This window comes from Cedecea sp. AS113, assembly GCF_037152415.1.
GTDB lineage: Bacteria > Pseudomonadota > Gammaproteobacteria > Enterobacterales > Enterobacteriaceae > Cedecea.
The window spans coordinates 33,121-54,581 of sequence record NZ_JBBCMI010000020.1 but is presented as its reverse complement, the minus strand read 5'-3'; the positions used below and the strand labels follow the sequence as shown (position 1 = coordinate 54,581).

33 protein-coding genes are annotated in these 21,461 nt (G+C 54.2%); all 33 read left to right on the top strand.

Features of this window, described 5'->3' with window-relative positions; genetic code table 11:
• The 33 genes from WFN87_RS19730 to WFN87_RS19570 all read left to right on the top strand — a co-directional run bounded on the left by WFN87_RS19730 (position 1) and on the right by WFN87_RS19570 (position 21,459).
• Positions 1–330 carry a winged helix-turn-helix domain-containing protein gene (locus WFN87_RS19730; protein ID WP_336981772.1) on the top strand — a complete coding sequence of 110 codons (330 nt, stop codon included), beginning with the start codon at positions 1–3 and terminating at the stop codon, positions 328–330.
• Positions 327–851, top strand: a complete 525-nt coding sequence (locus WFN87_RS19725; protein WP_336981774.1) for a hypothetical protein — start codon at positions 327–329, stop codon at positions 849–851. Before WFN87_RS19730 ends, WFN87_RS19725 begins: the two co-directional genes overlap by 4 nt.
• A 20-nt stretch (positions 852–871) precedes the next feature.
• Positions 872–1,084, top strand: a complete 213-nt coding sequence (locus WFN87_RS19720) for a hypothetical protein (protein ID WP_336982121.1) — start codon at positions 872–874, stop codon at positions 1,082–1,084.
• Positions 1,081–1,485: a hypothetical protein gene (locus WFN87_RS19715; protein WP_336981776.1), complete on the top strand. Its 405-nt coding sequence runs from the start codon at positions 1,081–1,083 to the stop codon at positions 1,483–1,485. The genes WFN87_RS19720 and WFN87_RS19715 overlap by 4 nt, the downstream gene beginning before the upstream one ends.
• A complete protein-coding gene (locus tag WFN87_RS19710) occupies positions 1,486–1,716 on the top strand; it encodes a hypothetical protein (protein ID WP_336981778.1) in 231 nt (76 codons plus the stop codon). It begins immediately after the preceding gene.
• Entirely contained in the window at positions 1,713–2,183 is a 471-nt protein-coding gene (locus WFN87_RS19705) for a hypothetical protein (RefSeq protein ID WP_336981780.1), read from the top strand. Before WFN87_RS19710 ends, WFN87_RS19705 begins: the two co-directional genes overlap by 4 nt.
• A complete protein-coding gene (locus WFN87_RS19700) occupies positions 2,183–2,440 on the top strand; it encodes a hypothetical protein (RefSeq protein ID WP_336981782.1) in 258 nt (85 codons plus the stop codon). Before WFN87_RS19705 ends, WFN87_RS19700 begins: the two co-directional genes overlap by 1 nt.
• Positions 2,437–4,509, top strand: a complete 2,073-nt coding sequence (locus WFN87_RS19695; protein ID WP_336981784.1) for a DNA cytosine methyltransferase — start codon at positions 2,437–2,439, stop codon at positions 4,507–4,509. Before WFN87_RS19700 ends, WFN87_RS19695 begins: the two co-directional genes overlap by 4 nt.
• Complete coding sequence (locus WFN87_RS19690) at positions 4,509–4,847, top strand: hypothetical protein (RefSeq protein WP_336981786.1); 339 nt, start codon at positions 4,509–4,511, stop codon at positions 4,845–4,847. Before WFN87_RS19695 ends, WFN87_RS19690 begins: the two co-directional genes overlap by 1 nt.
• 196 nt (positions 4,848–5,043) lie before the next feature.
• Positions 5,044–5,277, top strand: coding sequence for a DinI-like family protein (locus WFN87_RS19685; protein ID WP_336981788.1), 234 nt, complete (start codon positions 5,044–5,046; stop codon positions 5,275–5,277).
• A 100-nt stretch (positions 5,278–5,377) separates the two neighbouring features.
• Positions 5,378–5,596, top strand: a complete 219-nt coding sequence (locus WFN87_RS19680) for a hypothetical protein (RefSeq protein ID WP_336981790.1) — start codon at positions 5,378–5,380, stop codon at positions 5,594–5,596.
• A gap of 83 nt (positions 5,597–5,679) precedes the next feature.
• Positions 5,680–6,282, top strand: coding sequence for a DUF1367 family protein (locus tag WFN87_RS19675; RefSeq protein ID WP_336981792.1), 603 nt, complete (start codon positions 5,680–5,682; stop codon positions 6,280–6,282).
• Positions 6,283–6,286: 4 nt separating this feature from the next.
• Complete coding sequence (locus tag WFN87_RS19670) at positions 6,287–6,487, top strand: hypothetical protein (protein ID WP_336981794.1); 201 nt, start codon at positions 6,287–6,289, stop codon at positions 6,485–6,487.
• A gap of 2 nt (positions 6,488–6,489) precedes the next feature.
• The gene (locus WFN87_RS19665) at positions 6,490–6,774 is read left to right on the top strand and encodes a hypothetical protein (RefSeq protein WP_336981796.1); all 285 of its coding nucleotides are present in this window, start codon (positions 6,490–6,492) and stop codon (positions 6,772–6,774) included.
• Positions 6,771–7,130, top strand: a complete 360-nt coding sequence (locus WFN87_RS19660; protein ID WP_336981797.1) for a RusA family crossover junction endodeoxyribonuclease — start codon at positions 6,771–6,773, stop codon at positions 7,128–7,130. Before WFN87_RS19665 ends, WFN87_RS19660 begins: the two co-directional genes overlap by 4 nt.
• Positions 7,127–7,780 carry a hypothetical protein gene (locus WFN87_RS19655; RefSeq protein ID WP_336981798.1) on the top strand — a complete coding sequence of 218 codons (654 nt, stop codon included), beginning with the start codon at positions 7,127–7,129 and terminating at the stop codon, positions 7,778–7,780. The genes WFN87_RS19660 and WFN87_RS19655 overlap by 4 nt, the downstream gene beginning before the upstream one ends.
• Before the next feature lie 223 nt (positions 7,781–8,003).
• A complete protein-coding gene (locus tag WFN87_RS19650; protein WP_336981800.1) occupies positions 8,004–8,195 on the top strand; it encodes a TrmB family transcriptional regulator in 192 nt (63 codons plus the stop codon).
• A 149-nt stretch (positions 8,196–8,344) separates the two neighbouring features.
• Positions 8,345–9,388 (top strand): DNA-methyltransferase, encoded by a 1,044-nt coding sequence (locus WFN87_RS19645; RefSeq protein ID WP_336981802.1) that lies wholly within the window; start codon positions 8,345–8,347, stop codon positions 9,386–9,388.
• 48 nt (positions 9,389–9,436) lie between these two features.
• Positions 9,437–9,685, top strand: coding sequence for a class II holin family protein (locus tag WFN87_RS19640; protein WP_336981804.1), 249 nt, complete (start codon positions 9,437–9,439; stop codon positions 9,683–9,685).
• Positions 9,686–9,687: 2 nt separating this feature from the next.
• The gene (locus WFN87_RS19635) at positions 9,688–10,218 is read left to right on the top strand and encodes a lysozyme (protein WP_336981806.1); all 531 of its coding nucleotides are present in this window, start codon (positions 9,688–9,690) and stop codon (positions 10,216–10,218) included.
• Positions 10,215–10,742 (top strand): hypothetical protein, encoded by a 528-nt coding sequence (locus WFN87_RS19630; RefSeq protein WP_336981808.1) that lies wholly within the window; start codon positions 10,215–10,217, stop codon positions 10,740–10,742. The genes WFN87_RS19635 and WFN87_RS19630 overlap by 4 nt, the downstream gene beginning before the upstream one ends.
• On the top strand, positions 10,739–11,197 hold the full coding sequence (locus WFN87_RS19625; RefSeq protein ID WP_336981810.1) for a hypothetical protein: 459 nt from the start codon (positions 10,739–10,741) through the stop codon (positions 11,195–11,197). The genes WFN87_RS19630 and WFN87_RS19625 overlap by 4 nt, the downstream gene beginning before the upstream one ends.
• Before the next feature lie 65 nt (positions 11,198–11,262).
• Positions 11,263–12,003 carry a hypothetical protein gene (locus WFN87_RS19620; RefSeq protein WP_336981812.1) on the top strand — a complete coding sequence of 247 codons (741 nt, stop codon included), beginning with the start codon at positions 11,263–11,265 and terminating at the stop codon, positions 12,001–12,003.
• Between the two features lie 3 nt (positions 12,004–12,006).
• Entirely contained in the window at positions 12,007–13,338 is a 1,332-nt protein-coding gene (locus WFN87_RS19615; RefSeq protein ID WP_336981814.1) for a terminase large subunit domain-containing protein, read from the top strand.
• Positions 13,339–13,349: 11 nt separating this feature from the next.
• Complete coding sequence (locus WFN87_RS19610) at positions 13,350–14,771, top strand: anti-CBASS protein Acb1 family protein (RefSeq protein WP_336981816.1); 1,422 nt, start codon at positions 13,350–13,352, stop codon at positions 14,769–14,771.
• Positions 14,768–15,592 carry a hypothetical protein gene (locus WFN87_RS19605; RefSeq protein ID WP_336981818.1) on the top strand — a complete coding sequence of 275 codons (825 nt, stop codon included), beginning with the start codon at positions 14,768–14,770 and terminating at the stop codon, positions 15,590–15,592. Before WFN87_RS19610 ends, WFN87_RS19605 begins: the two co-directional genes overlap by 4 nt.
• A gap of 12 nt (positions 15,593–15,604) precedes the next feature.
• Positions 15,605–17,203: an NUDIX hydrolase gene (locus WFN87_RS19600; RefSeq protein WP_336981820.1), complete on the top strand. Its 1,599-nt coding sequence runs from the start codon at positions 15,605–15,607 to the stop codon at positions 17,201–17,203.
• A gap of 15 nt (positions 17,204–17,218) precedes the next feature.
• On the top strand, positions 17,219–18,079 hold the full coding sequence (locus WFN87_RS19595) for a hypothetical protein (RefSeq protein ID WP_336981822.1): 861 nt from the start codon (positions 17,219–17,221) through the stop codon (positions 18,077–18,079).
• A gap of 16 nt (positions 18,080–18,095) precedes the next feature.
• Positions 18,096–19,127 carry a DUF2184 domain-containing protein gene (locus tag WFN87_RS19590; RefSeq protein WP_336981824.1) on the top strand — a complete coding sequence of 344 codons (1,032 nt, stop codon included), beginning with the start codon at positions 18,096–18,098 and terminating at the stop codon, positions 19,125–19,127.
• 68 nt (positions 19,128–19,195) lie between these two features.
• Positions 19,196–19,678 carry a hypothetical protein gene (locus WFN87_RS19585; RefSeq protein ID WP_336981826.1) on the top strand — a complete coding sequence of 161 codons (483 nt, stop codon included), beginning with the start codon at positions 19,196–19,198 and terminating at the stop codon, positions 19,676–19,678.
• Positions 19,675–20,103 carry a hypothetical protein gene (locus WFN87_RS19580; RefSeq protein ID WP_336981828.1) on the top strand — a complete coding sequence of 143 codons (429 nt, stop codon included), beginning with the start codon at positions 19,675–19,677 and terminating at the stop codon, positions 20,101–20,103. Before WFN87_RS19585 ends, WFN87_RS19580 begins: the two co-directional genes overlap by 4 nt.
• Positions 20,100–20,534 (top strand): hypothetical protein, encoded by a 435-nt coding sequence (locus WFN87_RS19575; RefSeq protein WP_336982123.1) that lies wholly within the window; start codon positions 20,100–20,102, stop codon positions 20,532–20,534. The genes WFN87_RS19580 and WFN87_RS19575 overlap by 4 nt, the downstream gene beginning before the upstream one ends.
• Positions 20,518–21,459 (top strand): hypothetical protein, encoded by a 942-nt coding sequence (locus WFN87_RS19570; RefSeq protein WP_336981830.1) that lies wholly within the window; start codon positions 20,518–20,520, stop codon positions 21,457–21,459. Before WFN87_RS19575 ends, WFN87_RS19570 begins: the two co-directional genes overlap by 17 nt.
• Positions 21,460–21,461 lie beyond the last annotated feature (2 nt).

Below are 21,461 nucleotides of genomic sequence, written 5' to 3'. Positions count from 1 at the left end.
GTGAATTACGGACTGAAACCGACTCAGATGCAAATCATCGAGTTCATCAAGAAAAACGGGCCGACGACACCGCGCCAGATCCGCACGCTACTGGGATGTGATATCCGCGAGGCTAATGATCGACTAAAGCGCCTTAGAACATCAGGCATCGTGAAGAACATCGGTCAGCCGCATCGCCCTGAATACAGACTTAAGAAGTGCTGTCTGGACAAAATTAAACCAGCGAAACCACCGCGGCAGATTGGCCCGGCACAAAAGATCGCTGACGAATGCCGGAAGAACTGGCAGGGCTATGAAATTCACAAGATTTTCGGGAGTGCGGGCAAATGAGTAAACCAACTTACGAAGAGTTAGAGGCGCAGGTGATGAACCTTGAGGCTGCCTTATCAACAGCAACCGAATCACTCGCTAATGCTCACCACGTTCTGCGGGTAGAGACGGCGAGAAGCAAAGAGCTTGAGGCGCAGGTGCAGGGGCTGGCGGCGGAGAATGCTGACTTAAAGCACCCGGGAACATACCTGCCATCCAAACGAGAAACCCCAATAACCGACGCCGCGCTGGCAGAGATACGCAACGAGGCGCGGGCCAGTGCAATTCCTGATGGCTACGTGCTAGTTCCGCAGCAGATATTCCTTGATGCATCAGATATCGAGTCTATTTGCTCGCAATGCGGTGATGGCGGCCCCAACTATGGCGATTTTTCCGATGGCCTTTTGTGGGTAGGAGATATTCAAAATGATGAAGGAATAAGCATTTACGGCCTGCATATTTCATCAGCTGATTACCTCGAAGAAGGTGGCATAACGGTTTGTGAATTCCCGCAGCAACTGCGCAAGGAGCAAGGCAAATGAGCAATAACACCGAATCCCGCATGACCAACCGTGAGCTTGTCGATGCTGCCATTGAACTGGCCGGGGAGTTTTACGCCCTGCATGGCTATATCCATCGCCCAGGCTTCAAGTATTGGGAGTCGCCACATCCACAGGAACAGCGCTGCTTTGAAATGGCGGCGCGTGCTTTTGAGCGCATTCGTGGCTCAGACGTGTGGGACGCTATCGCAGATTTGGAGGATGACCAGCAATGACTAAACAACTCGAAGCGCTGATTGCCGAGATGAAAGCGGCAGCGGAGGCGCAGGATAAGTACATGAGGGGTGGAGCATTCTCAATCGCCTGGGATGAATCCATAACGCCAAAAAATGTCATGACGCTGATAGCGGCGCTGGAGCAGTCGGATTGTGAACGCAATAAAGCATATCGACAGGCAAGCGCAGCGCGTAATGCATTCGATGAGCAGTATCAACTACGTGATGCAGCAGAGAAGCGCATAGCAGAGCTGGAGGCCAGCCCGTTAGCGGTGAAGCTGCCTGATCGCAAGGATATTCGTTTTTGGCCGGGGGATGCATTCGAATTTGACACACTCGGATACGTCATGGCGGTGGAAAAAGCAATCCGCGCCGCTGGCGGCAAAGTTGAGGGGGAGTAGATGCGCTTAAAAGTCGATACAGATTTATACGCATGTTATTTCCCGCAAGAACGGCCGCTGGACGGTACGCCAGTTAGGGTTTGGAACGAAGACGGAAAACTTCTTGGTGATGGGGTGGGGATTCACCTGCGCCAGTCTGGCGGGGCAATTCTGGTGGCTGGAAAAACTTACGACTCAAACAAAATTGTTCACTGGCTTCCGTTAGCCAGCCTACAGCAGGAGGCTTTATGAATAACCTGAGCAGAGCAGATTTGAACGCCATTTTAGCCGCCGCTGACGCCGTTATCTCAGCAATGGCAGGTGAGAATGAAGATGTTCACCCAGACAACACGTCAAAGATGATAGCGCTATGGGATGACCTTAATGACCGGCACGCTCCGCCAGCGGTTGTGAAAGCCCTGGTTAGCGAGCTACTCGCATTGCGGGAAGCGGGGAAAGAGCCGGTGGCGTTGGTGGACATTCAGAGTGGGCGGCCAGACGGCAACAAGTTCGCCTTGGTGTTCAATACAGCGATGCACAAATTACCCGATGAAGTTTACCACCTCTACGCAGCGCCGCAGCTGCCTGCTGTGCCAGTGGCTACTGTCGATATAAAACGCGGAAATCCTAGCGGTATTTTTTCCATAAACTGGCACCATGCCGCGCTAAGTCATTCAGATGGCACATACCATCTTTTTGCAATCCCGGCAGGTGATTGATGGATCCATTACTGCTGTATGCCGCAAAGCGAATCATTGAGCTTGAAAGCCTGCTGCTGGTGGATGTTCCTGAAACCGTCTGGCCTGCGGAAGTGGGCATGGTCTTTGGACAGATCGAAAGCGCCGGGGATCTGCCGGCGCATCACCAGCGGCGCCTGAAGCATCACATCAACAGAATGTGGCTTGAAAAAATGCCGGTACCGGCAATTATCACCGCGGCCCGTTCGCTGGCCGCCGCGATGGAGAATTACGCGTGAGAGAAATTATTGTTGATAACTTTGCGGGTGGCGGCGGGGCGAGCACTGGCATTGAAATGGCTACCGGCCGGAGCGTGGACATTGCGATTAATCACGACGAGAACGCCGTGGCGATGCACACGACGAATCACCCGGACACGCTGCACTATTGCGAAAGCGTTTTTGATATTGAGCCCAAAACAGCAACCGCCGGCCGCCCGGTGGGGCTGGCATGGTTTTCCCCGGATTGCCGTCACTTCTCGAAAGCGAAGGGGGCAAAGCCAGTCGAAAAAGCTATTCGTGGTTTAGCCTGGATTGTCGTTCGCTGGGCCCTAGCAGTGAAACCCCGCGTAATGATGCTGGAAAACGTTGAAGAGTTTAAAACCTGGGGGCCGCTGCTGGATGCAGAGCTGCGCCCAGACCCTGAGCGCGCCGGAGAAACATTTAAAGCTTTCGTGGGCATGCTGGGCACCGGCATCCCGGCAGATCATCCCGCGCTGGCAGAGTGTTGCGAATTTCTGAATATTTCTCTCGATAGTCCTGAGGCTGCGCGCCTGGTATCGGGGCTCGGGTATGTTGTCGATTATCGGGAATTACGAGCCTGTGACTACGGCGCGCCGACGATCAGAAAGCGATTTTTCATGGTAATGCGCTGCGATGGCCAGCCGATTGCGTGGCCCGAAAAAACTCATGCTGACCCAAAATCACACGAAGTCATTTCGGGCGCGCTGGCGCCGTGGCGCACAGCTGCTGAGTGTATCGACTGGTCGCTCGAGTGCCCGTCTATTTTCGACCGCAAAAAGCCGCTGGCCGAAAACACGCTCAAACGTATTGCCCGTGGCATTCAGCGGTTTGTTATCGACAGCGCAACGCCGTTTATCGTCAAGTGCAACCATACAACGACGAAAGGCAAGTATGACTGCTTCCGGGGCCAGGCGCTGACCGAGCCAGTGCAGACAATTACGAAAACTCACGGTTTCGCAGTCGCGGTACCGCATCTGACAAAATTCCGCACTGGAGCAACGGGACAGGAGCTTAACGAACCTGTGCCAACAATCACGGCTGGCACGTCCACGCGGCCTGGCGGCAACGGCCACGCGCTAGGCATGGTTGAAACTGCCCTGGTGCCATTCCATGCCGGGAACGGCGGCAGTGAGTACCAGGCGAAGCCACGGCCATTGGATAAACCAGCGCACACAATTCTGAAGGAGTCCCGCGCATGCGTCGTTGCGCCGGTTATCGCCCGGCAGTTTGGCGCCAGCGTCGGCCACCGGGCGGACGAGCCGAGCGCTACCATCACGGCAGGTGGCGGTGGTAAATCGCAGCTGGTGACGCCTACGCTGATTCAGATGGGGTACGGCGAACGCCCAGGACAGGAGCCGCGAGTGCTGCAGCTAGGGAAACCGCTGGGAACGGTGACGGCTGGAGGGGGTAAATTCGGATTGGTTGCCGCGAACCTGGTTAAACACTTTGGCGGGAATTACACCGGTGCTGGTGTGGCGCTGGATGAACCAACACACACGGTTACCACCACGGATCATCATGCTCTGGTCACAGCAAACCTGATGGTGAATAACACCGGACATCCGGGCGGCGCTGCTGATTCACCAGTGCATACCGTGACAACTGGAAATCATCACGGTGTCGTGGCGTCTCATCTCGTTAAGCTGAGAGGAACCTGTCGGGATGGGCAGCATACAGACCAGCCAATGCCAACAATTACTGCCGGCGGCATGCACGTTGGCGAAGTTGAAACGTTGCTAGCTGCTGGAGCATACGACGAAGAACGGGCTCAACAGGCGCTTGCGTTCCTGCAGCAATACTGCGGGCCGGAGCATAACGGCCTGGTAACCATCGACGGCGTTATTTATCGCATTGTCGATATCGGCATGCGCATGCTGCAGCCGCATGAGCTGTATCGCGCCCAGGGCTTCCCGGAGTGGTACATCATCGACCGCGACTACCGCGGCGTGAAGTATGCGAAGGATAAGCAGGTCGCGCGCTGTGGTAACGCCGTACCACCGCCGTTTGCTGAGGCGCTGGTTCGCGCTAATCTTCCGGAACTATGCCAGCACCAGGAGGCCGCATAATGGCTAAAACCGCAGCTGAACGCAAAGCCGCTCAACGCGCACGACAGGCAGCTGGTGGCGTGCGAAAGCTTGAATTGATGCTGGATGAGCAAGAAGATGAGATGTTGGAGCGGAACTGCGCTGCCCGCCGTCCTGGCCGTCCCCCTTACGATAAAGCTGAGTATGTTGCGATGTTGATCCGCCAGGATGATGCGCGCGTTCGTGGCCACATTAAATCCATCAGCGCCAACCTGTGCGGGAAGTGCGGTGCCGGCTTGCCGGTGGAGTGCTGCCCTTGTGCTGGTGATTCTGCCTGCTGGGTTACGCAAGGCTGGCATGAGACAAAATTAGTGATGTGACACGTCACTTAAGTTAAATTTTTAGAAGATTTCCGCTCCCACCTGAGAGGCCGCCGCATGCGGGCTCTCCTTCTGAATGCTGAAAATTTGGAAGATAACAATGGGCTAGTGTTGGCAAAAAGTGCGCTTAAAAGATTGATAAATTCAGCGGATGGTTATACTGTTTATTTATCCAGTATACCTGTAAGGAGGGATTATGAAAATCGAAGTCACCATCGACCGTACCAAAAAACTGCCCGACGGCGCAGTGCCAGCTCTTGAGCAGGAGCTTCTGAAGCGCATCAGCCAGAGTTATGCCGATTGCAGGCTGACGGTCCGGCGTGCAGGGTCCGATGGTCTGAGCATTGTCGGCGGGGAAAAGAGTGATAAAAAGCGTATTGAAGAAATCCTGCAGGAGACGTGGGAGAGTGCTGACGAGTGGTTTTATTGATTGTTTTACGTGGTAGCAGCAAGTTGTTCAATGCGGTTTCTTTCCGTGCAGCTACCGATGATTTCTTTTTGCGTCTGGATGTCGCTCAGGGAGAAACGTTGTGGGTGCAATTGACTCAGATCCTGCCGGAGGATACAAGGCGACCATCACAGATGCCAGTGGCCGCGAAGTTTTATCTTTTGATTTGGCTGCTACAGACCGATTTATCCTGTCGTCTGTTGACGGGAAGGTTACGAAGAGACAGCTCCATAAAGACGATCACTATTGGTCACGCGCAACCCTGATGGAAGTTATCAGCGAAATGACCTCAAAAAATTGACCGTTTCACCGGGTATCTAGCATAATCAGCACACTGGTCTGAACAACCAGAACCTGACGACTTTGCGCCACGGAGTAAAAACCATGGCGCACGAGTTACAACTCATCAAGCATCACACAGGAATACTGATCCCGGCCACGCCAGAGACCAGCGAAATCCTGCAATCAAAAATCCGACTCGGCGACGTTCTGGTAGCTGAGTTCAAAAAGGTGCGCAATCCGGCATTTCACCGCCGATTCTTCGCACTCCTCAACCTTGGCTTCGAATACTGGGAACCAACCGGCGGGGCTATCTCAAGCAACGAACGCAGGCTGGTAACCGGCTATGCCAGATATCTTGCCGCATACGGCGGGAATGAAGGCGCGCTGCTGGATGCTGCTGAGCACTATCTGGAGCAGGTCGCCAATCGCCGTGTCACCAATGGTATCAGTCTGTGCAAATCGTTCGATGCGTACCGTGCATGGGTCATCGTTGAGGCCGGTCATTTCGACGCCATAGAGCTGCCGGATGGCACTCTCCGCAAACACCCACGCAGCATCTCCTTCGCCAACATGGATGAGGTCGAATTCCAGCGACTGTACAAGTCTGCCCTCGATGTTCTGTGGCGATGGGTTCTCTCTAAATCCTTCAGCAATCAGAGTGAGGCAGAAAACGCCGCCGCTCAGCTAATGAGCTTTGCGGGGTGATGGGATGAAATTTACCTGGTTCTATCACACCGACTGCACCACCGAACAGGCCAATGCCCTGGTGACCCAGTACCGGGCGCGCGGCGTTAAAACTGAACGCAGCCTCAACCCGGATTACACCTCCTGGACAGTTAGCGCTTTCCTTCCTACCTCAAACAAACCAGCCAGGCCGGATAACCGCTGGCGTAACCGGGTGTGGGGGTGAACATGCGCAGTATCTACCGTAGTAAAAAGTGGCTGGCCGCTGTCGGCCAGATTGAACAGTGCGTGTTATGCGGTTCGTGGGGAACGCAGGTAGCGCATCGCAACGAAGGCAAAGGCATGGGGCTGAAGACCGATGATTGCGCCACGGCAGCGATCTGTGTTTGCTGCCACGACAGCATAGACAACGGCAGCAAGTTATCGCGCGATGAACGTCATCAGCTGATGGACCGCGCTATCGTTCTGACCGTTATCCAGATCGCCCGCCTTGGGCTGGTGGTACCTGCATGAGAATTTACGACATTACGCCGATCGGCAAGCCTCGAATGACCAGAGCCGACAAATGGAAAACACGACCAGCGGTCATGCGTTACCGCGCGTTCTGCGATGAAGCTCGCCTGCGCAAAATCCACCTTCCCGAGTCTGGCGCGCACGTCACTTTCGTTATGCCAATGCCTCCGAGTTGGAGCAAGAAAAAGCGGGAACTGTTCAACGGTAAGCCACACCAGTCAAAACCAGACTGCGACAACATGCTCAAAGCGCTGATGGATGCGCTATTTGATGATGATTCCAGCGTCTGGGATTGTCGCATTACGAAGCTATGGGGCGAGAAAGGCCAGATCATCATCCGGGAGAACGCACAATGACACGCAACGACGTTAATAATTACCAGAAGGCATCTGTTGAGCGTACCAACCCGCAAAACCCCTGGGTGACGCTGGCTGCTGCTCCGCGTCGTTCCTACCTCGGTAAATACCGCCGACTGACTCCATCGCAAAGCCGTTGGGTTCGCTCACTGCTGAACCATTGGGGCGGTATGTACGGAGGAAGCGGAACAGAACACCTTTCTGGCGGTGGTGGTATGTGGTCAATGATATTGACTGGCTGGACTGGTGAGCAGCAGGAGCGTATCACCACCATAATGGCTGGTCTGCGAAAAATAGGTTATAGCGGCGACGCGCTGCTGATGCAGGCAAAAGCTATTATCTGGCCTAAGAAATCCCTTTCTGACTTGATCGGCAACGCCGGAGATCAGGAGGAGGCGGCATTCATGGAAGCCATCATCCTGAAGTCATTCAGGCCGGGCAGCCCGGTGTATGAAATCGGGAAAGATTATTACACCTGGCGGAAAACCATCAACGATATGGCTCGATGGATGCAGTATTACCATGCGCCGTTCCTGACAGAAAAGCAATGTATTGACCGCGTGCGCTGGTGTATTGAATTGTTTAATTCTGCCGTCTTCTTCACGTTAAAAGATGAATTAGGTTTCGAAAAAGCAAAAAATTGCGAATAAGACTTGAAAACGAGTTTTGAAACTGCATAATTCAGATATGCTCGGACGTAAAAGGCGAAAGAGCTTACCCACCAGCGGAGATGCTTTGCGCGGAGCGGTGGGAACCACATTTAAGCCCTTGCAGAAATGCAGGGGCTTTTTTGTTTCTGTCGTATCTAAAGCTTGCTGGGAAAGCGAACCAGAGTTATCTGTATGTCACGCCATTTATTTAAGGTAAAAAGACATGCTAAATCAGCAGGATATGACGGAAACGGCAAGGGCCGTATTTAATGAGCTAAGCGAGAACCCGGCAACTGCCGGTGAAATTGCACAAAACACGCACCTGACGCGCGAGCGTTGCCAGTTAATACTGACGCAGCTTGTGATGGCGGGTTTATCAGATTACCAATTCGGATGTTATAAGCGCCTCCAGTAACAGAGGCAACTGCAGTGAAAATGGGCGGCTGGTGGGTGTTGACGCACCCGGCCAGCCATTCGCTCATGCTAGAAGGTCACAAGCGAACCAGGGCCCACCGCTTTAGCGCTAAAGCAAAGTGAGCCTATCAGAGACTAGCTTACTGATCCATGAAAAATACTGTAAAAATATACAGTGTTGAATTGTTCAACGCTGATTGTCTGCACGTCCTTTCCCAAACGCCTGATAATTCCATTGACCTGATATGCACTGATCCTCCTTATTTCCGGGTAAAGCCTGAGGGTTGGGACAACCAGTGGCGGGGCGATACCGATTATCTAGCCTGGCTGGATAAATGCCTGGCCGAGTTCTGGAGGGTATTGAAGCCCAACGGCAGTATTTACCTTTTCAGCGGCCACCGCCTGGCGGCTGATATTGAGCTGCTGATGCGTAACCGCTTTAACATCCTGAACCACATCATCTGGGCGAAGCCGTCCGGGCGCTGGAATGGATGCAACAAAGAAAGCCTGCGGGCTTACTTCCCGGCAACCGAGCGCATTCTCTTCGCAGAGCATTACCCTGGGCCGTATAAGCCTGATGGATACGCGAAAGAATGTGACAGCGCCAAACAGCACATCATGTCGCCGCTGATTGATTATTTCCGGAATGCGCGTTCGTCGCTGGGCGTTACGTCAAAGCAGATAGCTGACGCTACGGGAAAGAAAAACATGGTGTCGCACTGGTTCGGCTTGAGTCAGTGGCAGCTGCCGAACGAGGCCGATTACCTCAAATTGCAGGAACTGTTTACGCAGGTAGCCATTGAGAAGCATCAGCGCCTCGAGCTGGACAAGCCTCACCACCAGTTGGTGGCCACCTGGCAATCGCTGAACCGCAAATATTCAGAGCTTCTGGAAGAATTCAAGATGCTGCGCCGCCCATTTGCCGTTACATCTGCCGTGCCCTACACGGACGTTTGGACATATAAGCCCGTCCAGTTTTATCCGGGTAAGCATCCATGTGAAAAGCCAGCCGACATGCTGAAGCAAATTATCAGCGCCAGCAGCAGGCCCGGCGATGTGGTAGCCGATTTCTTTATGGGTTCCGGATCCACAATCAAAGCTGCCATGGAATTAGGGCGTCGGGGAATCGGTGTTGAGCTTGAAGAAGAACGCTTCAACCAGACGGTTGAGGAGGTAAAACGTTGGTCGCCATAGTGCGGCCTTTTTATTTCACACACAGCACCCCGAACCCGGAGGTGTGGAATGCATAGAACTATGCCAGACAAACTCGCATCGATAGCGGGGTACTGTACATCCGGCGGCCTCATTTGTTGGGGAGGCATAGCTCAATGGATGCATGACCTCGACTGGAACCTTGTTGCAGTTGTTGGCGGCTTCGTTATTGGCTTGCTGACATTCTTCGTTAACTTTTACTTTAAGCGCCGCCAAACGAAAGCCTATGAGGCCGCTCTGGCTCGGGGCTATGTAACACCACCGCCGCAGGATGATTAATCATGGCATCGACGAAAAGTAAACTCAGCGTGGCCATGCTTGGGCTGTTAGCTGCTGGTGCCACTGCGCCGGTACTCATGGGGCAGTTCCAGGATGAAAAAGAAGGAACCAGCCTGGTTGCTTACCCTGATGCTGGTGGCGTGTGGACGATTTGCGGCGGTGTGACTCGCGTTGACGGTAAGCAGGTTGTTAAGGGCATGCAGCTGACGCGCCAGCAGTGCGACAAAATAGATAAAGCAGAGCAGGCAAAGGCTTTGGCTTGGGTTGAGAAAAATGTTCGAGTGCCGCTGACTGAGCCTCAAAAAGTCGGCATCGCTTCTTTCTGCCCCTGGAACATCGGCCCCGGTAAATGTCTGCCATCGACATTCTGGCGAAAACTCAACGCTGGTGACCGGCACGGCGCATGCGCAGAGATAAAACGCTGGACGTATGACGGCGGCCGCGATTGTCGAATCCGCTCCAATAATTGCTACGGTCAAGTTTTACGTCGTGACCAGGAATCTGAGCTGGCATGCTGGGGACTGGATAAATGACGCTTAAAAGCTGGTTGCTTGTGGGCGTTGAGCTGCTGCTGTCCGGAGTCATTATTTTCGTGTTGCTGGGGCAGATCAGCGAGCAGCGCACCAGGGCAGAAAAAGCAGAGCAAGAAGTCGATGGCCAGAGGCAGGTTATTGCTACCCAGGCTTTCAACATGAACCGCTTTAATCAGATCGCCGACTTCACCGACCGACACAATTCACTGATTGATGCCGGTACCGAGAAAACGGTTATTGAGTACCGGGAGATTTTACGCCGTGACAAAACCTGTGATCTGCCTGTTCCTGCTGATATCGCTGGTGGGCTGCTCGACTACGCGAACAGTTTACGTGCCAGCGCAATGCACACCGATTCCGGCAAGCCTGATGCAGCCAGTTTTACCGCCCCTGCCGCCAGCGGCATAACGTATTGCCAGGCTGTGCTTTGGATTAAGCCACTGTTAGCGACTATCGATAAGGCTAATAACCAGTTGGCCGCTATAAGGGGTATTGAAAAATCACGAAGTGAGGTTAAAAAGTGAAAGAGAAAATACACAACCACGCCTGTACTAACTGCTTCACTGATAAAGGCCCATGCCAGGGGGAATGCAATGTTCATGATGGAAGCAAGCAGCTTGCCGCTGGCGCTCAATTAAACCCACCACGCGGTGAAATGGTCGTATACCTGAAGCAAGCTATTGGCGAAGGTTATCAGCCTGAACACGAAGCCGAGGTAAGTGACCTGTCTGTAATTGACGGCCTGCCAGACAATGATCTGAACCGTGAATTCGGTAAGTGCTGGCAGTGGTACCAGATGGGCGGTGGTTTCCACGAAACATTCGACAAGAAAGTTAGCTTTGAAGCAGTAGCCCGTCCACTCATCAAATGGCTTGCTGAAAACGTTCACCCTCACCACTCCGTGATTGTCACCAGCACCCACGCAGAACTGCTGATGGGTGAGATGGTGTTATCTACCGACGAGTACCTTAAAGACTGATGGGCATTACAGAAGCTCTTCACATCGAGGGGCTTCGATAATGTTTTCCTTAAAGGTGACTGACAATGGCAAAACCGGACTGGGGAGCATTGCAACACCAGTTCCTCGCCGAGCATGCCAAAACAGGTATTTCCCCCAAAGACTGGTGCCAGGCTCAGGGACTGAATTACGCATCTGCGAAGCGCTACATCAAAGTAACGTCGTATGGTGCGAAATCGCAGAAAGAAGATGCGAAAAAAAATGCGAATTCGCAAAAAGGGAAGGGCAACGCCAGTGATGCCGGGAAGGTGAAAAAATCCACCCGCGAAACAGGCGGCACCAAAAATTCCCGAGACGCGAAACCGATACGCGGATCCCGGCACGCTCCGCCGGTTAACGCATTCGCACCCGGTAACCAGCATGCACTCAAGCACGGCGGCTATGGTCGCAGGATGCTTCTCTCTGACGCTATTACCGAAGACGCCCGATCACTCACTCTCGACGATGAGTTGTTCTGGCTGCGCGCTGCCAACCTGACGGCGGCGGAGAACATCGGGCGCTGGCAGGCTGAGCTGGAGCTGGCCGATGATGATAAAGCGAAGGATCTGCACTCGTTGATTTCCTCTGCTGAAAAGGCCATGCACCGCAACACGCAGCGCATCGAGTCTCTCGAATACACCAAAGGCTCCATTGCGAAACTTCGCGTTGATGCCGCCTACCGAGAACGTGCCACTGAAAAAGTGGAAATGGAAATCGACATCATGAAGGACGGCGACAGCGACAACGCGACCGTCGTACACAACACCCTGCCGATACCAGGAAGATAAATCATGGCTGACATTTACCTCCCGACGCTGCACGACGGGCAGTTAAAGGTCTGGTCTGATTCATGGGAAGGTCAGCTGCATGCGGTCCGTTGTGGTCGCCGCTGGGGTAAAACCTTCATGCTGTCCAGTGCCGCCGTGACCTATGCTACTGCTCCGTTTAAGCGTCCGGGCATGGACATTGAACTCGGCGGCCGCGTCGGTATCTTCACGGCTGAGTACCGCCAGTATCAGGAAATCTACGACAAGCTCGAAGAAATCCTGCTACCGCTAAAGAAAAGCTTTAGCCGACAGGAGAAGCGTCTGCTGCTGAAGAACGGCGGGAAGATTGACTTCTGGGTCACCAACGACAACAAACTGGCTGGTCGTGGACGTGAATACGAAATTATCCTGATAGACGAGGCGGCCTTTACCAAGTCGCCAGAAATGCTGAAGGAGATCTGGCCGAAGTCGATTAAGCCAACGTTGCTGACGACGAAAGGCCGGGCCTATGTATTTTCTACTCCTGATGGGGTGGACGAGGAAAACTTCTTTTACGCCATCTGCAACAACAAAAGCCTGGGCTTTATCGAGCACCATGCGCCGACGTCTTCCAATCCGTTCGTTCCGCCGGAAGAACTGGAGAAGGAGAGAGAGAACAACGACCCGCGCGTGTTCCGTCAGGAGTTTCTGGCCGAGTTTGTCGACTGGTCAGCCGCTTCGCTGTTCGACGTCCGAAAATGGTTCGAGGGCGAGAATCAGGATCAGCCTGTTGATTACCCTGAAATGTGTGAGGCCGTATTTGCTGTTCTGGACACCGCAGTTAAAGGCGGAACAGAACACGACGGCACCGCGGTTGTTTATTACGCCGTTGATACCCGACCTGGCCGGCAGCGCCTAACCATTCTCGATTGGGATGTTGTGCAGATTGATGGTGCGCTGCTGGAAACGTGGATGCCGTCGGTATTCGAGCGACTCAACGAGCTCTCCAGTCAGTGTGTCGCCATCAACGGCAGCCTTGGCGTGTTTATCGAAGACGCCAGCATGGGCAGCATCCTCCTGCAGAAAGGCGATAGCCTTGGGTGGCCGGTCAACAAAATTGAATCCGCCCTGACCAGTAAAGGAAAGGACGAACGCGCCATCATGGCATCCGGTTATCACTACCGCGGTCTGGCGAAAATATCCCGATACGCCTACGAGAAGACCGCTGTCTTCAAAGGCGAAACAGCCAACCATCTGCACAAGCAGGTTTCCCGATTCCACCTTGCCGACAAGAAAGCGCACAAGCGCGCCGATGATTTGCTTGATGATTACACCTACGGGCTGATCATCGCATTCGGTAGCGGCGACGCAATCTGACGAGAGAACCAATGAACGAAGATGATTTTGAAATCGGCAGCGGCTCTCAATCAGAGTTGATGGAATTGCTGGACAGCGATGACATTCAGCCAGGATCCACAGCCGGCTACCAGACGTGCAAAACGATTTACCTTTTCCATCCGCTGGGCGGAAAGATGGTTGACCGTCCGATCAAGATGGCGATGAACGAGCCGCGCACCGTACATGTTGCTCAGTCTTATGGACTTGAGCAGCGCCTGCGCGATGCGTTCGAGCGCGAATGGAAAGCTCTGGGAGCTAACCAGCACATTGCTAACGCCGCCCGCATTGCCCGAATTTACGGTGTATCTGCGGTGGCGATGCTGGTGGATAACCAAGTGCCCAGTGAGTCACTGGACTACCGCACGCTGTACAAACACAACATTAGTTTTAACATTCTTGACCCACTGAACACGGCGGGCAGCATTGTGATGAATCAGGATCCGAACGCTCATGACTTCCAGAAAGTCGACGGCATCCGGGTTGCTGGCAAGCCGTATCACAAATCGCGCTGTGTCGTTGTGCAAAACGAGGATCCGATTTATCTCGCGTACAACCCTGCGGCGTTCGGTTTTTCCGGGCGCAGCGTTTACCAGCGCGCCCTGTATCCGCTGAAGTCCTTCATTCAGACCATGCGCACCGACGACATGGTAGCTGTGAAGGGTGGTCTGCTGGTGACGAAAATAGCGGGTGCTGGCGCGGTCGTTAACAAAGTCATGCAGGCGCTTGGCGGAATGAAGCGCATGATGTTGAAGCGAGGGAAAACAGGCGAAGTTCTGCAGATTGGCCAGCAAGATGGAATCGAGTCAATCGACCTTAGCAACCTTGAAAAGCCACTCGACTCTGCACGTAAGCACATTCTGGAAAACGTGGCCGCCGCTGCCGACATGCCGGCGATCATCCTCAACTCTGAGACGTTCGCCCAGGGATTTGGTGAAGGCACTGAAGACGCCCGTGCCGTCGCGGTGTACATCGACAACATCCGGGAATGGCTTGATCAGCTGTATGCCTTCTTCATCCGCGTGTGCCAGTACCGGGCGTGGAGCATTGAATTTTTCCAGTCGCTACGCGCCGACTTTCCAGAGCTGAAAAACACATACAGCGTGTATTTTGCGAGCTGGATAAACAACTTCGAGTACCACTGGCCGCCATCTCTGAAAGAGAAGGAAAGCGAGAAGGTGAAGGTAGACGAAACGCGCTTTAAGGCAATCGTCAGCATGCTGGAAGTGTTGCTTCCGCAGCTAATGCGAGACCATGAAAACCGTGCGACGCTGATCGAGTGGGCGTGCGAAAACGCCAATGCCAACGAGAACCTCTTCCCTCAGCGTCTTAATCTCGATTACGACTCACTGAAAGATAACCCACCGCCAGAGCTGCCAAAAGCTGAAGGGCCGGGCGGCGGGATGATGCTATGAACACTTTCACCAGAACAGTGAGAGATGCGGTGAAGTTCTTTCTCCGCAATGGCTACTCGTCCCGTGAAGAGCTGGAGCGCTGGCAGGCGATTATCCGCCATGCCGCAGAAAGCGAAACCGCCGATGACTACATGGCGATGGTCACCCGTAACCTGACGAAAGCATACGACCTGAATGTGGGGCGCGCTGGCGCGCTGAAGCGCCATCAGGGCATATCCCGGTTTACGCTCAACTACCTTGAGCCGAAGCTGAGGACAGAGCTCGACAGGCGGATCCTCGCCAGTGCCGACCTAATCAAGCTCAACCGCAAAAAGGCCATCGATACCACTCTTTCGAGGTTTAGCGGCTGGGCCAGCAGCATTCCCTCAGCCGACAGCATTGCGCTTACCGGCATTCAGGGAACGATGCGGGAGACGGCAGACCACATTCAGAAGGCCGCAGAGAAGGTGGGCTATGAAGCTCGCCGGGTGATGATCGACCAGAACCATAAGTTGATAGCCAACATCGACAACGTGATCGCAACGAGCAACAACGCGATTGCAGCGATATGGCACAGCCACTGGCGGCGGCCGGGCTATGACTTCCGCGAGGACCACAAGGAACGCGATCAGCTTTATTATCTGATTCGCGGGAACTGGGCGCAAAAAAACGGGTACGTGAAGGCCGGCCCTGCCGGTTATCTCGATGAGATCACGCAGCCTGGCGAAGAGGTTTTTTGTCAGTGCTACGTGACCTACATCTACAACCTCCGAAGCATTCCAGAATACATGCTGACCCAGAAGGGGCAGAAGTTCATGGAATCGATGAAGAAAGCAGCATAGGAGCATTAAAACGTGGCTATTTTTGGCAGCGGGATAATGTTCCGTCAGGGTAAGTTCGTCTTCCTGATACAGCGCTCTGATGATGGTACGTGGTGTCAGCCCGGCGGCAAGGTTGAGCCGGGAGAACTGGCTATTGATGCCGCGCGCCGTGAGGTACTGGAGGAGGTGGGTTATCAGTACGATGGCCCGCTGACCCCACACAGTGTATACGGTGATTATCTGACATTTCGCGCTGAAGTGCCGGAGAGGTTCGAGGCGAAGCTTAACGACGAGTCGCTGGCCGCCGGATGGTTCCACATTGACGATCTGCCCAAGCCGCTTCATCAGCCCTTCGCTGAGATGCTGGCGCAGCAGGCGCTCAATGAAACCGAAGTGGCCGCGCTCATCGCTGACGGGACACTAAGCAGCCCGCAATTCTTTATCAACATGTGGATGTTCGCCATCCGGGTGACCGGAACGGGGGTTACCTGGCGCTCCGCAGATCAACAGATGGCCTTCCGTAACCCGGATGACTATCTCACCCCAGAGTTTCTCCAGCGAGTTGCCGGGCTACCGCTCATATGGCTGCACCCGGAGAAAAATACGCTTGATAGCAATGAGTTTGCAAAGCGCGTTATCGGAACCCTGACAAATAGTTGGGTGGCTGACAATGACGAAGTGTGGGCGGTTGCACGCGTATATGACGCCGAGGCTGCCGAAATCATGGCAACCAGGCAGTTAAGCACCTCACCAACCGTCAAGTTTGTTGAGGTTCCCGATTCAATCATTGAGATCGACGGTCAGCCTCTACTGGTGGAGCCATCCCCTGAGCTGCTCGACCACGTTGCAATTTGTGAACAGGGCGTATGGGACAAGCTCCTTGCCCCTACTGGTGTTAAATCTGATTCCATTCCAAACGAGGCTGAAAAGATGGACGAGGAAAAAATCGTAGCGCTAATCAATAAGGCGATTGACGCACGCATGGCTAAGGCTGACGCCGAAGCAGCAGACCTGAAAGCCAAGGCCGATGCCGAAGAAGAAGCCAAGAAAGAAAAGGCTGACGCGGAAGCAAAAGAGGCTGAGGAGGCGAAAGCCAAAGCCGATGCGGAAGAAAAAGCCGCGAAGGAAAAGGCCGATGCCGAAGCAGCAGAAGAAAAGGCAGCAAAAGAAAAAGCGGACTCTGAGCTCCGTCAGCAGATTGCCGACCTTAAAACACGCATCCCAACCGAGCTGAGCGATGAAGAACGTAACGAAGTCGCTGACGCACAGGTGAAAGCTGACAGCGTGTTCTCCAGTTTTGGCAAGCGTGCTCCGGTGCCACTTTCCGGCGAAAAGCCGCTGGCATATCGCCGCCGCCTGATGATCCAGCTTCAGGAGCATTCACCGGACTTCAAAACCGTTGACCTTTCCGCTATCGCTGATTCCGCATTGCTCGGCTTTGCCGAAAAGCAGATTTATGCCGACGCGCAGAAATCAGCAAGTCTCTCGGTTGGCCCAGGCATGCTGCGTGAAATAAAACGCGCTGATGCGACAGGCCGCCAGATCAGCACCTTTGAAGGCGATCCCGCTGCAACCTGGGCACCGTTCCAGTCCGGCAAGCGTCAGGTCACCAGTTTTAACAACCAGGCTTAACGGGAGTTCTGAAGCATGGCTTATTTATCTCTAAATCCGATGGCAACAACGAATGCGTTGGGCTCCTTCGGTGTGAAATCCGATGGTTATATTCAGGGTGTCGCTCTGGATGACCCGGCCAACCGTTTCAATCTGGCTGCTGGCACCGTGGCACCAACGGAAACAAAACCACTCTGGGGCGGGCTGCCGGTGGCTGAGCTTCTGCCAGGCACACAGTCCAGTCCACGCGGTTCATACATCCGCCGCGCCTTGTCAGTGGCCGATCTGGAAGGATTCACCGTTTTTAACCAGGCTCACAACGGCCTGACCACGCCACAATCGCCGGTTCCGCTTTATGCCTCCGGCATGAGCGTGTCGTTCTATCGCCTCGGCTCAAACATGCGCGTACCGCTGAAAGCCTCCGCACAGGTTGTTGCACTGGGTACCGCTGGCGCTTCAGTGAAAACGCCATTGGCCTGGGATTTCGTGAACAATCAGGTCACAACTGCGGCGGCTGCCGGTTTTGCTGGTGCTGACATTGATACAACCGCCATTGCCTTTGCTTCAGGGACGGCAACGGCCACTACGGCATCGGCTCACAGTCTGGCTGCTGGTCAGTATGTGAAAATCAGTGGTGCAGTCCCGGCCGCATACAACGGCACAGTCGTTGTGCTGTCCGTTCCGAGCGCGACCACTTTCACCTATGCGCTGGCATCGGCTCCTGCCGGAGCTGCAACCACGCAGGGAACCATTGGCGCAGTAACGCTTTCCGACATCACCCTGCCGGTAAAAGTGCTCGCCGTCGAAGCAGGGAACTCCAAAACTGTCAGTTATGACAGCACCACGGGGTTCCTGACCTGGAACGATACCGACAGCTGCGCGCTGGTCTTACTTTAATCGGGAGCTGAATTAAATGGCTGCAATTACCCCCAGCTACACTATCGTCAATCCGTCGTACATCGCGCCGGAAATGATCATCGGTTATCAGCAGGCGTCAGGTGCGTTCGAAACCATCGCCAGCGGTAACCCTCAAGTTCGTCTCGGCGTGGGCGATCAGTTCGTCTACATGCGTCGCCTGGATATTCGTACCCAGGTTACCTCCAGCCAGTCAGGCAACGGTAACCAACTGCCGAGCGTGGCGCTTGATGCCAGGATGATTTCCACCCCGACTTACCTTTTCCGTTGCCGTGGTATTTACGACCACCACGACCAGGCCGCTGCCGGTAACTGGAACTTTGCGTTGCCTGAGGCTCAGCGCCTTGGTATGCGCCAGGGTATTTTCCAGCAACTGCGTTCTGCTCTGCTGTACGGCATGAACCCTGCTGGTGGCGAAGGTCTGTTGAATACAGCCGGTGCAACGACTGAGTCTCTGCCTGCAGACAGCAGCGGCAATACCACTGTTCTGACCTATGACCATGGGCAGATGGCGGTGTATTTGCTGGGCCATGTGCAGGCGGCATTGACCCGCACAATGCAGCTTGGCCGACAGTTGCGCGTCGTTATCCTCGGCCCACAGCGTATTCTCGGTGCGATGGAGATTCAGCAGATCGTACAGCTGACTTCTTATCAGCGTCCCGGTGGCGGTACTGACACCGTGGGTAACACCGTAAAAGAAGTACTGAAAGGTGCGAATATTCAGGTTGACTGGGTATATGACGATACCCTGATCGGCGCTGGTGCTGGTGGTACTGATGCGGTAGTGATCACCATCCCTGAGGTTGAAGTCCCTGAGGTGAACTCCACGGTAAACACCAACGAATTCGCCAAGCTGACGCCGTCACTCGCAGCGAACGCGCTGATGTTCACCGATATGGCCGCACCGCGCGAAATCCCGACGCCGATTGCTGGCGGTGCTATCGATGTTCTGTCCGAAATGCGCTCTACCGCAGGCTGGGCAGTGCGTCCGGAAGCCATCACTATCCTGTCTATGGCGTATAGCGCCTGATCCATTATTTGAAGTGGTTAAGCCTCTGCCGGGGAAACTCAGCAGGGGCTTTTTTATGAGGTCAACCAATGAAACTCTATATCGCTAACACCACCAAACAGCGCCAGATTTTTGCCTTTCGCAAGCTTGAGACAGGCCGCCTTATCCAGATCCCGATCAATCACGGCGACCAGATGATGGTGCTCGACGGCTCGACAGAAGAAGTGGAATCAGTCATTCAACATCATCAGGTGTACGGGCTGATCGACTCCACGAAAATCGACCAGAGCCAGTTATTTGTGGGTCTGTGCTACAGCACCAATAAGCCTGTTTCAGCGGCGGTTATCGAAAAGACTATCCGTGATAACGACATTCACCTGACTCGAGGTGCGCATGGTCGCCGCCAGGCATCCCTAGCCGCACTCGACAGCACGCTACGTGAAAGTGGCACGGGGTATTCCGGCGAGATGGAAGTCAGTACTGAACAGGCGAAAGGTCGTGATGACAATGACGATACGCCGACGGTCAACGAAACCCTTGCAACTGAAAAATCCGGGAGCAAGAAAAAATGACAACGAGCCTGTCGGGATTTATCGAGTTCGCTCGATCTGACATGGGCGTGACTGCCGAGCAGGTTCCCGACAGTTCTCAGTCGTTTTCGCTGGCGTATGGCGGGGCGGTTGAATGGGTGAACCGCGACATTGAAATGGTGATGCCCAACCTGTATGCGGTTGCCGTTTATAACCTTGCGGCCTCTTTCCTGGTCAACTACGGTACCGAATCGGTATTCGCTAATTTCAGAAAAGAGTTTGGCCTGAATAATTTTAAGGCTGGTGTGATTACCGGTGCCGGAGATAACTCAACAAGTGCTCAGCGCTTGGTTCCGGACTTCTTCAAAGATCTGTCGTTGGCTGATTTGCAGATGCTGCAAGACCCTTGGGGTCGTCGGTACCTGATGATTGCCCAGCAGTTCGGCAGCCTGTGGGGGCTATCATGATCACCTTCCATCTGGGGGTGATAGACGTCCCGTATGAGGACGAGAACACCACGACCGGGGACGTCGCCGAGTATCTGGAGGAAAAGTACCAGATCATGCAGACGTTTTTCGACAGGTACAGCAACGAAATCGCTGACCTGATGGCGAATGACATGGCCGCATCGCTTGAGAACATGATGGCCGGTGCGCCGCCATCCAAAGACCCTCTCGCTGAGTCGATGTCCCGGATCCATGACCTGTTTGTCGCCTTCCTCGACAACACCGAAATGAACGGATTGCCGGGCGTGCCTACGCGCCGCGCGCTGGAGGGGATATCCCGGCGATTCAAAAACAAAAAAGGGCCACCGCGCCCGTCATTCATCGATACCGGAACCTATCAGGCCGCGATGCGCGCCTGGGTGAGTGGGGTGCTAAATGCCTTCCCTGGATGAGTTGCAGCAAACTGCAAAAACGGAGCTTAACGCCACGCTGACGCAGGGTCTTGACGACCTGAGCCGATTTCAGGTGGTCACGTTCACGAAGTATATCCGCAAGGTGCTGCCCCTCGATGGTTTCGTCTTCTGGGTGAAAGCTTCTGTTCTGTCGGAAGACCCCAGCAGCGAGCCGGATACGGTTGACGTTAAGGGCTATCTGCACCTGACGACCGAAACCATCCAGGACGATGAACAGCTTTACGACCGGAACGTCGTGACGTTTACCGCTCAGGCGGACATCGACCCGTTCAACGATATCGGATCTGATGTCCTGTATATCGGCGAGTTCTTTGGCCTCCAGTTTTCCTTCTCCCGGCGCACCGGGCTGAACGAACCGGCCAATCTGTACCACTACACAGGGGAGGCAATATTCCCCTACATGCGCTCGCAGATCATCAACTCTGCCGACGACATCGACCTGTCTGATGTGGTGGTTTCGAGCTCATTGCCGGTATGGCTGACGCTGAGTCAGTACATGCCGATGTTCCCGGCCATGCTGTCTACGCAGAACCTGTCGCCGCCGTATGCAACGGTGAAGTGTATCAACACCGCGCCGATCGCCGGTGGCTTTTATCTCGATGAACAGCAGAACCAGTATCAGCTGGTTTCCGAGGATGTGACGATCTCCATCACTGGGCTGAGAAATGCCGGGGTTGAGGATTTCCTTAGGTATGTGCAGCAGTACACACTCGGCGATGACGCGGAAATTGGCATGATGAATATCCCGGTCGTTCAGGACGAGCGCGTCACGCAAAATGAGCTGAACATCATCGCCATGAGAAAAACCATCAAGTTCAAAGTCAACTATTACCAGCAGCGCATGCGGAACGTCGCGCGCAAGCTGATCACGTCAGCGATTCCGTCCATTTACCCGGAGAAATAAAT

Bases quoted from the DNA above. Each gene is read 5' to 3' on its own strand.
- WFN87_RS19725 (WP_336981774.1), top strand. From the start codon at position 327: ATGAGTAAACCAACTTACGAAGAGTTAGAGGCGCAGGTGATGAACCTT.
- WFN87_RS19720 (WP_336982121.1), top strand. From the start codon at position 872: ATGACCAACCGTGAGCTTGTCGATGCTGCCATTGAACTGGCCGGGGAG.
- WFN87_RS19715 (WP_336981776.1), top strand. From the start codon at position 1,081: ATGACTAAACAACTCGAAGCGCTGATTGCCGAGATGAAAGCGGCAGCG.
- WFN87_RS19710 (WP_336981778.1), top strand. From the start codon at position 1,486: ATGCGCTTAAAAGTCGATACAGATTTATACGCATGTTATTTCCCGCAA.
- WFN87_RS19705 (WP_336981780.1), top strand. From the start codon at position 1,713: ATGAATAACCTGAGCAGAGCAGATTTGAACGCCATTTTAGCCGCCGCT.
- WFN87_RS19700 (WP_336981782.1), top strand. From the start codon at position 2,183: ATGGATCCATTACTGCTGTATGCCGCAAAGCGAATCATTGAGCTTGAA.
- WFN87_RS19690 (WP_336981786.1), top strand. From the start codon at position 4,509: ATGGCTAAAACCGCAGCTGAACGCAAAGCCGCTCAACGCGCACGACAG.
- WFN87_RS19685 (WP_336981788.1), top strand. From the start codon at position 5,044: ATGAAAATCGAAGTCACCATCGACCGTACCAAAAAACTGCCCGACGGC.
- WFN87_RS19675 (WP_336981792.1), top strand. From the start codon at position 5,680: ATGGCGCACGAGTTACAACTCATCAAGCATCACACAGGAATACTGATC.
- WFN87_RS19670 (WP_336981794.1), top strand. From the start codon at position 6,287: ATGAAATTTACCTGGTTCTATCACACCGACTGCACCACCGAACAGGCC.
- WFN87_RS19665 (WP_336981796.1), top strand. From the start codon at position 6,490: ATGCGCAGTATCTACCGTAGTAAAAAGTGGCTGGCCGCTGTCGGCCAG.
- WFN87_RS19660 (WP_336981797.1), top strand. From the start codon at position 6,771: ATGAGAATTTACGACATTACGCCGATCGGCAAGCCTCGAATGACCAGA.
- WFN87_RS19655 (WP_336981798.1), top strand. From the start codon at position 7,127: ATGACACGCAACGACGTTAATAATTACCAGAAGGCATCTGTTGAGCGT.
- WFN87_RS19650 (WP_336981800.1), top strand. From the start codon at position 8,004: ATGCTAAATCAGCAGGATATGACGGAAACGGCAAGGGCCGTATTTAAT.
- WFN87_RS19645 (WP_336981802.1), top strand. From the start codon at position 8,345: ATGAAAAATACTGTAAAAATATACAGTGTTGAATTGTTCAACGCTGAT.
- WFN87_RS19640 (WP_336981804.1), top strand. From the start codon at position 9,437: ATGCATAGAACTATGCCAGACAAACTCGCATCGATAGCGGGGTACTGT.
- WFN87_RS19635 (WP_336981806.1), top strand. From the start codon at position 9,688: ATGGCATCGACGAAAAGTAAACTCAGCGTGGCCATGCTTGGGCTGTTA.
- WFN87_RS19630 (WP_336981808.1), top strand. From the start codon at position 10,215: ATGACGCTTAAAAGCTGGTTGCTTGTGGGCGTTGAGCTGCTGCTGTCC.
- WFN87_RS19620 (WP_336981812.1), top strand. From the start codon at position 11,263: ATGGCAAAACCGGACTGGGGAGCATTGCAACACCAGTTCCTCGCCGAG.
- WFN87_RS19615 (WP_336981814.1), top strand. From the start codon at position 12,007: ATGGCTGACATTTACCTCCCGACGCTGCACGACGGGCAGTTAAAGGTC.
- WFN87_RS19610 (WP_336981816.1), top strand. From the start codon at position 13,350: ATGAACGAAGATGATTTTGAAATCGGCAGCGGCTCTCAATCAGAGTTG.
- WFN87_RS19605 (WP_336981818.1), top strand. From the start codon at position 14,768: ATGAACACTTTCACCAGAACAGTGAGAGATGCGGTGAAGTTCTTTCTC.
- WFN87_RS19595 (WP_336981822.1), top strand. From the start codon at position 17,219: ATGGCTTATTTATCTCTAAATCCGATGGCAACAACGAATGCGTTGGGC.
- WFN87_RS19590 (WP_336981824.1), top strand. From the start codon at position 18,096: ATGGCTGCAATTACCCCCAGCTACACTATCGTCAATCCGTCGTACATC.
- WFN87_RS19585 (WP_336981826.1), top strand. From the start codon at position 19,196: ATGAAACTCTATATCGCTAACACCACCAAACAGCGCCAGATTTTTGCC.
- WFN87_RS19580 (WP_336981828.1), top strand. From the start codon at position 19,675: ATGACAACGAGCCTGTCGGGATTTATCGAGTTCGCTCGATCTGACATG.
- WFN87_RS19575 (WP_336982123.1), top strand. From the start codon at position 20,100: ATGATCACCTTCCATCTGGGGGTGATAGACGTCCCGTATGAGGACGAG.
- WFN87_RS19570 (WP_336981830.1), top strand. From the start codon at position 20,518: ATGCCTTCCCTGGATGAGTTGCAGCAAACTGCAAAAACGGAGCTTAAC.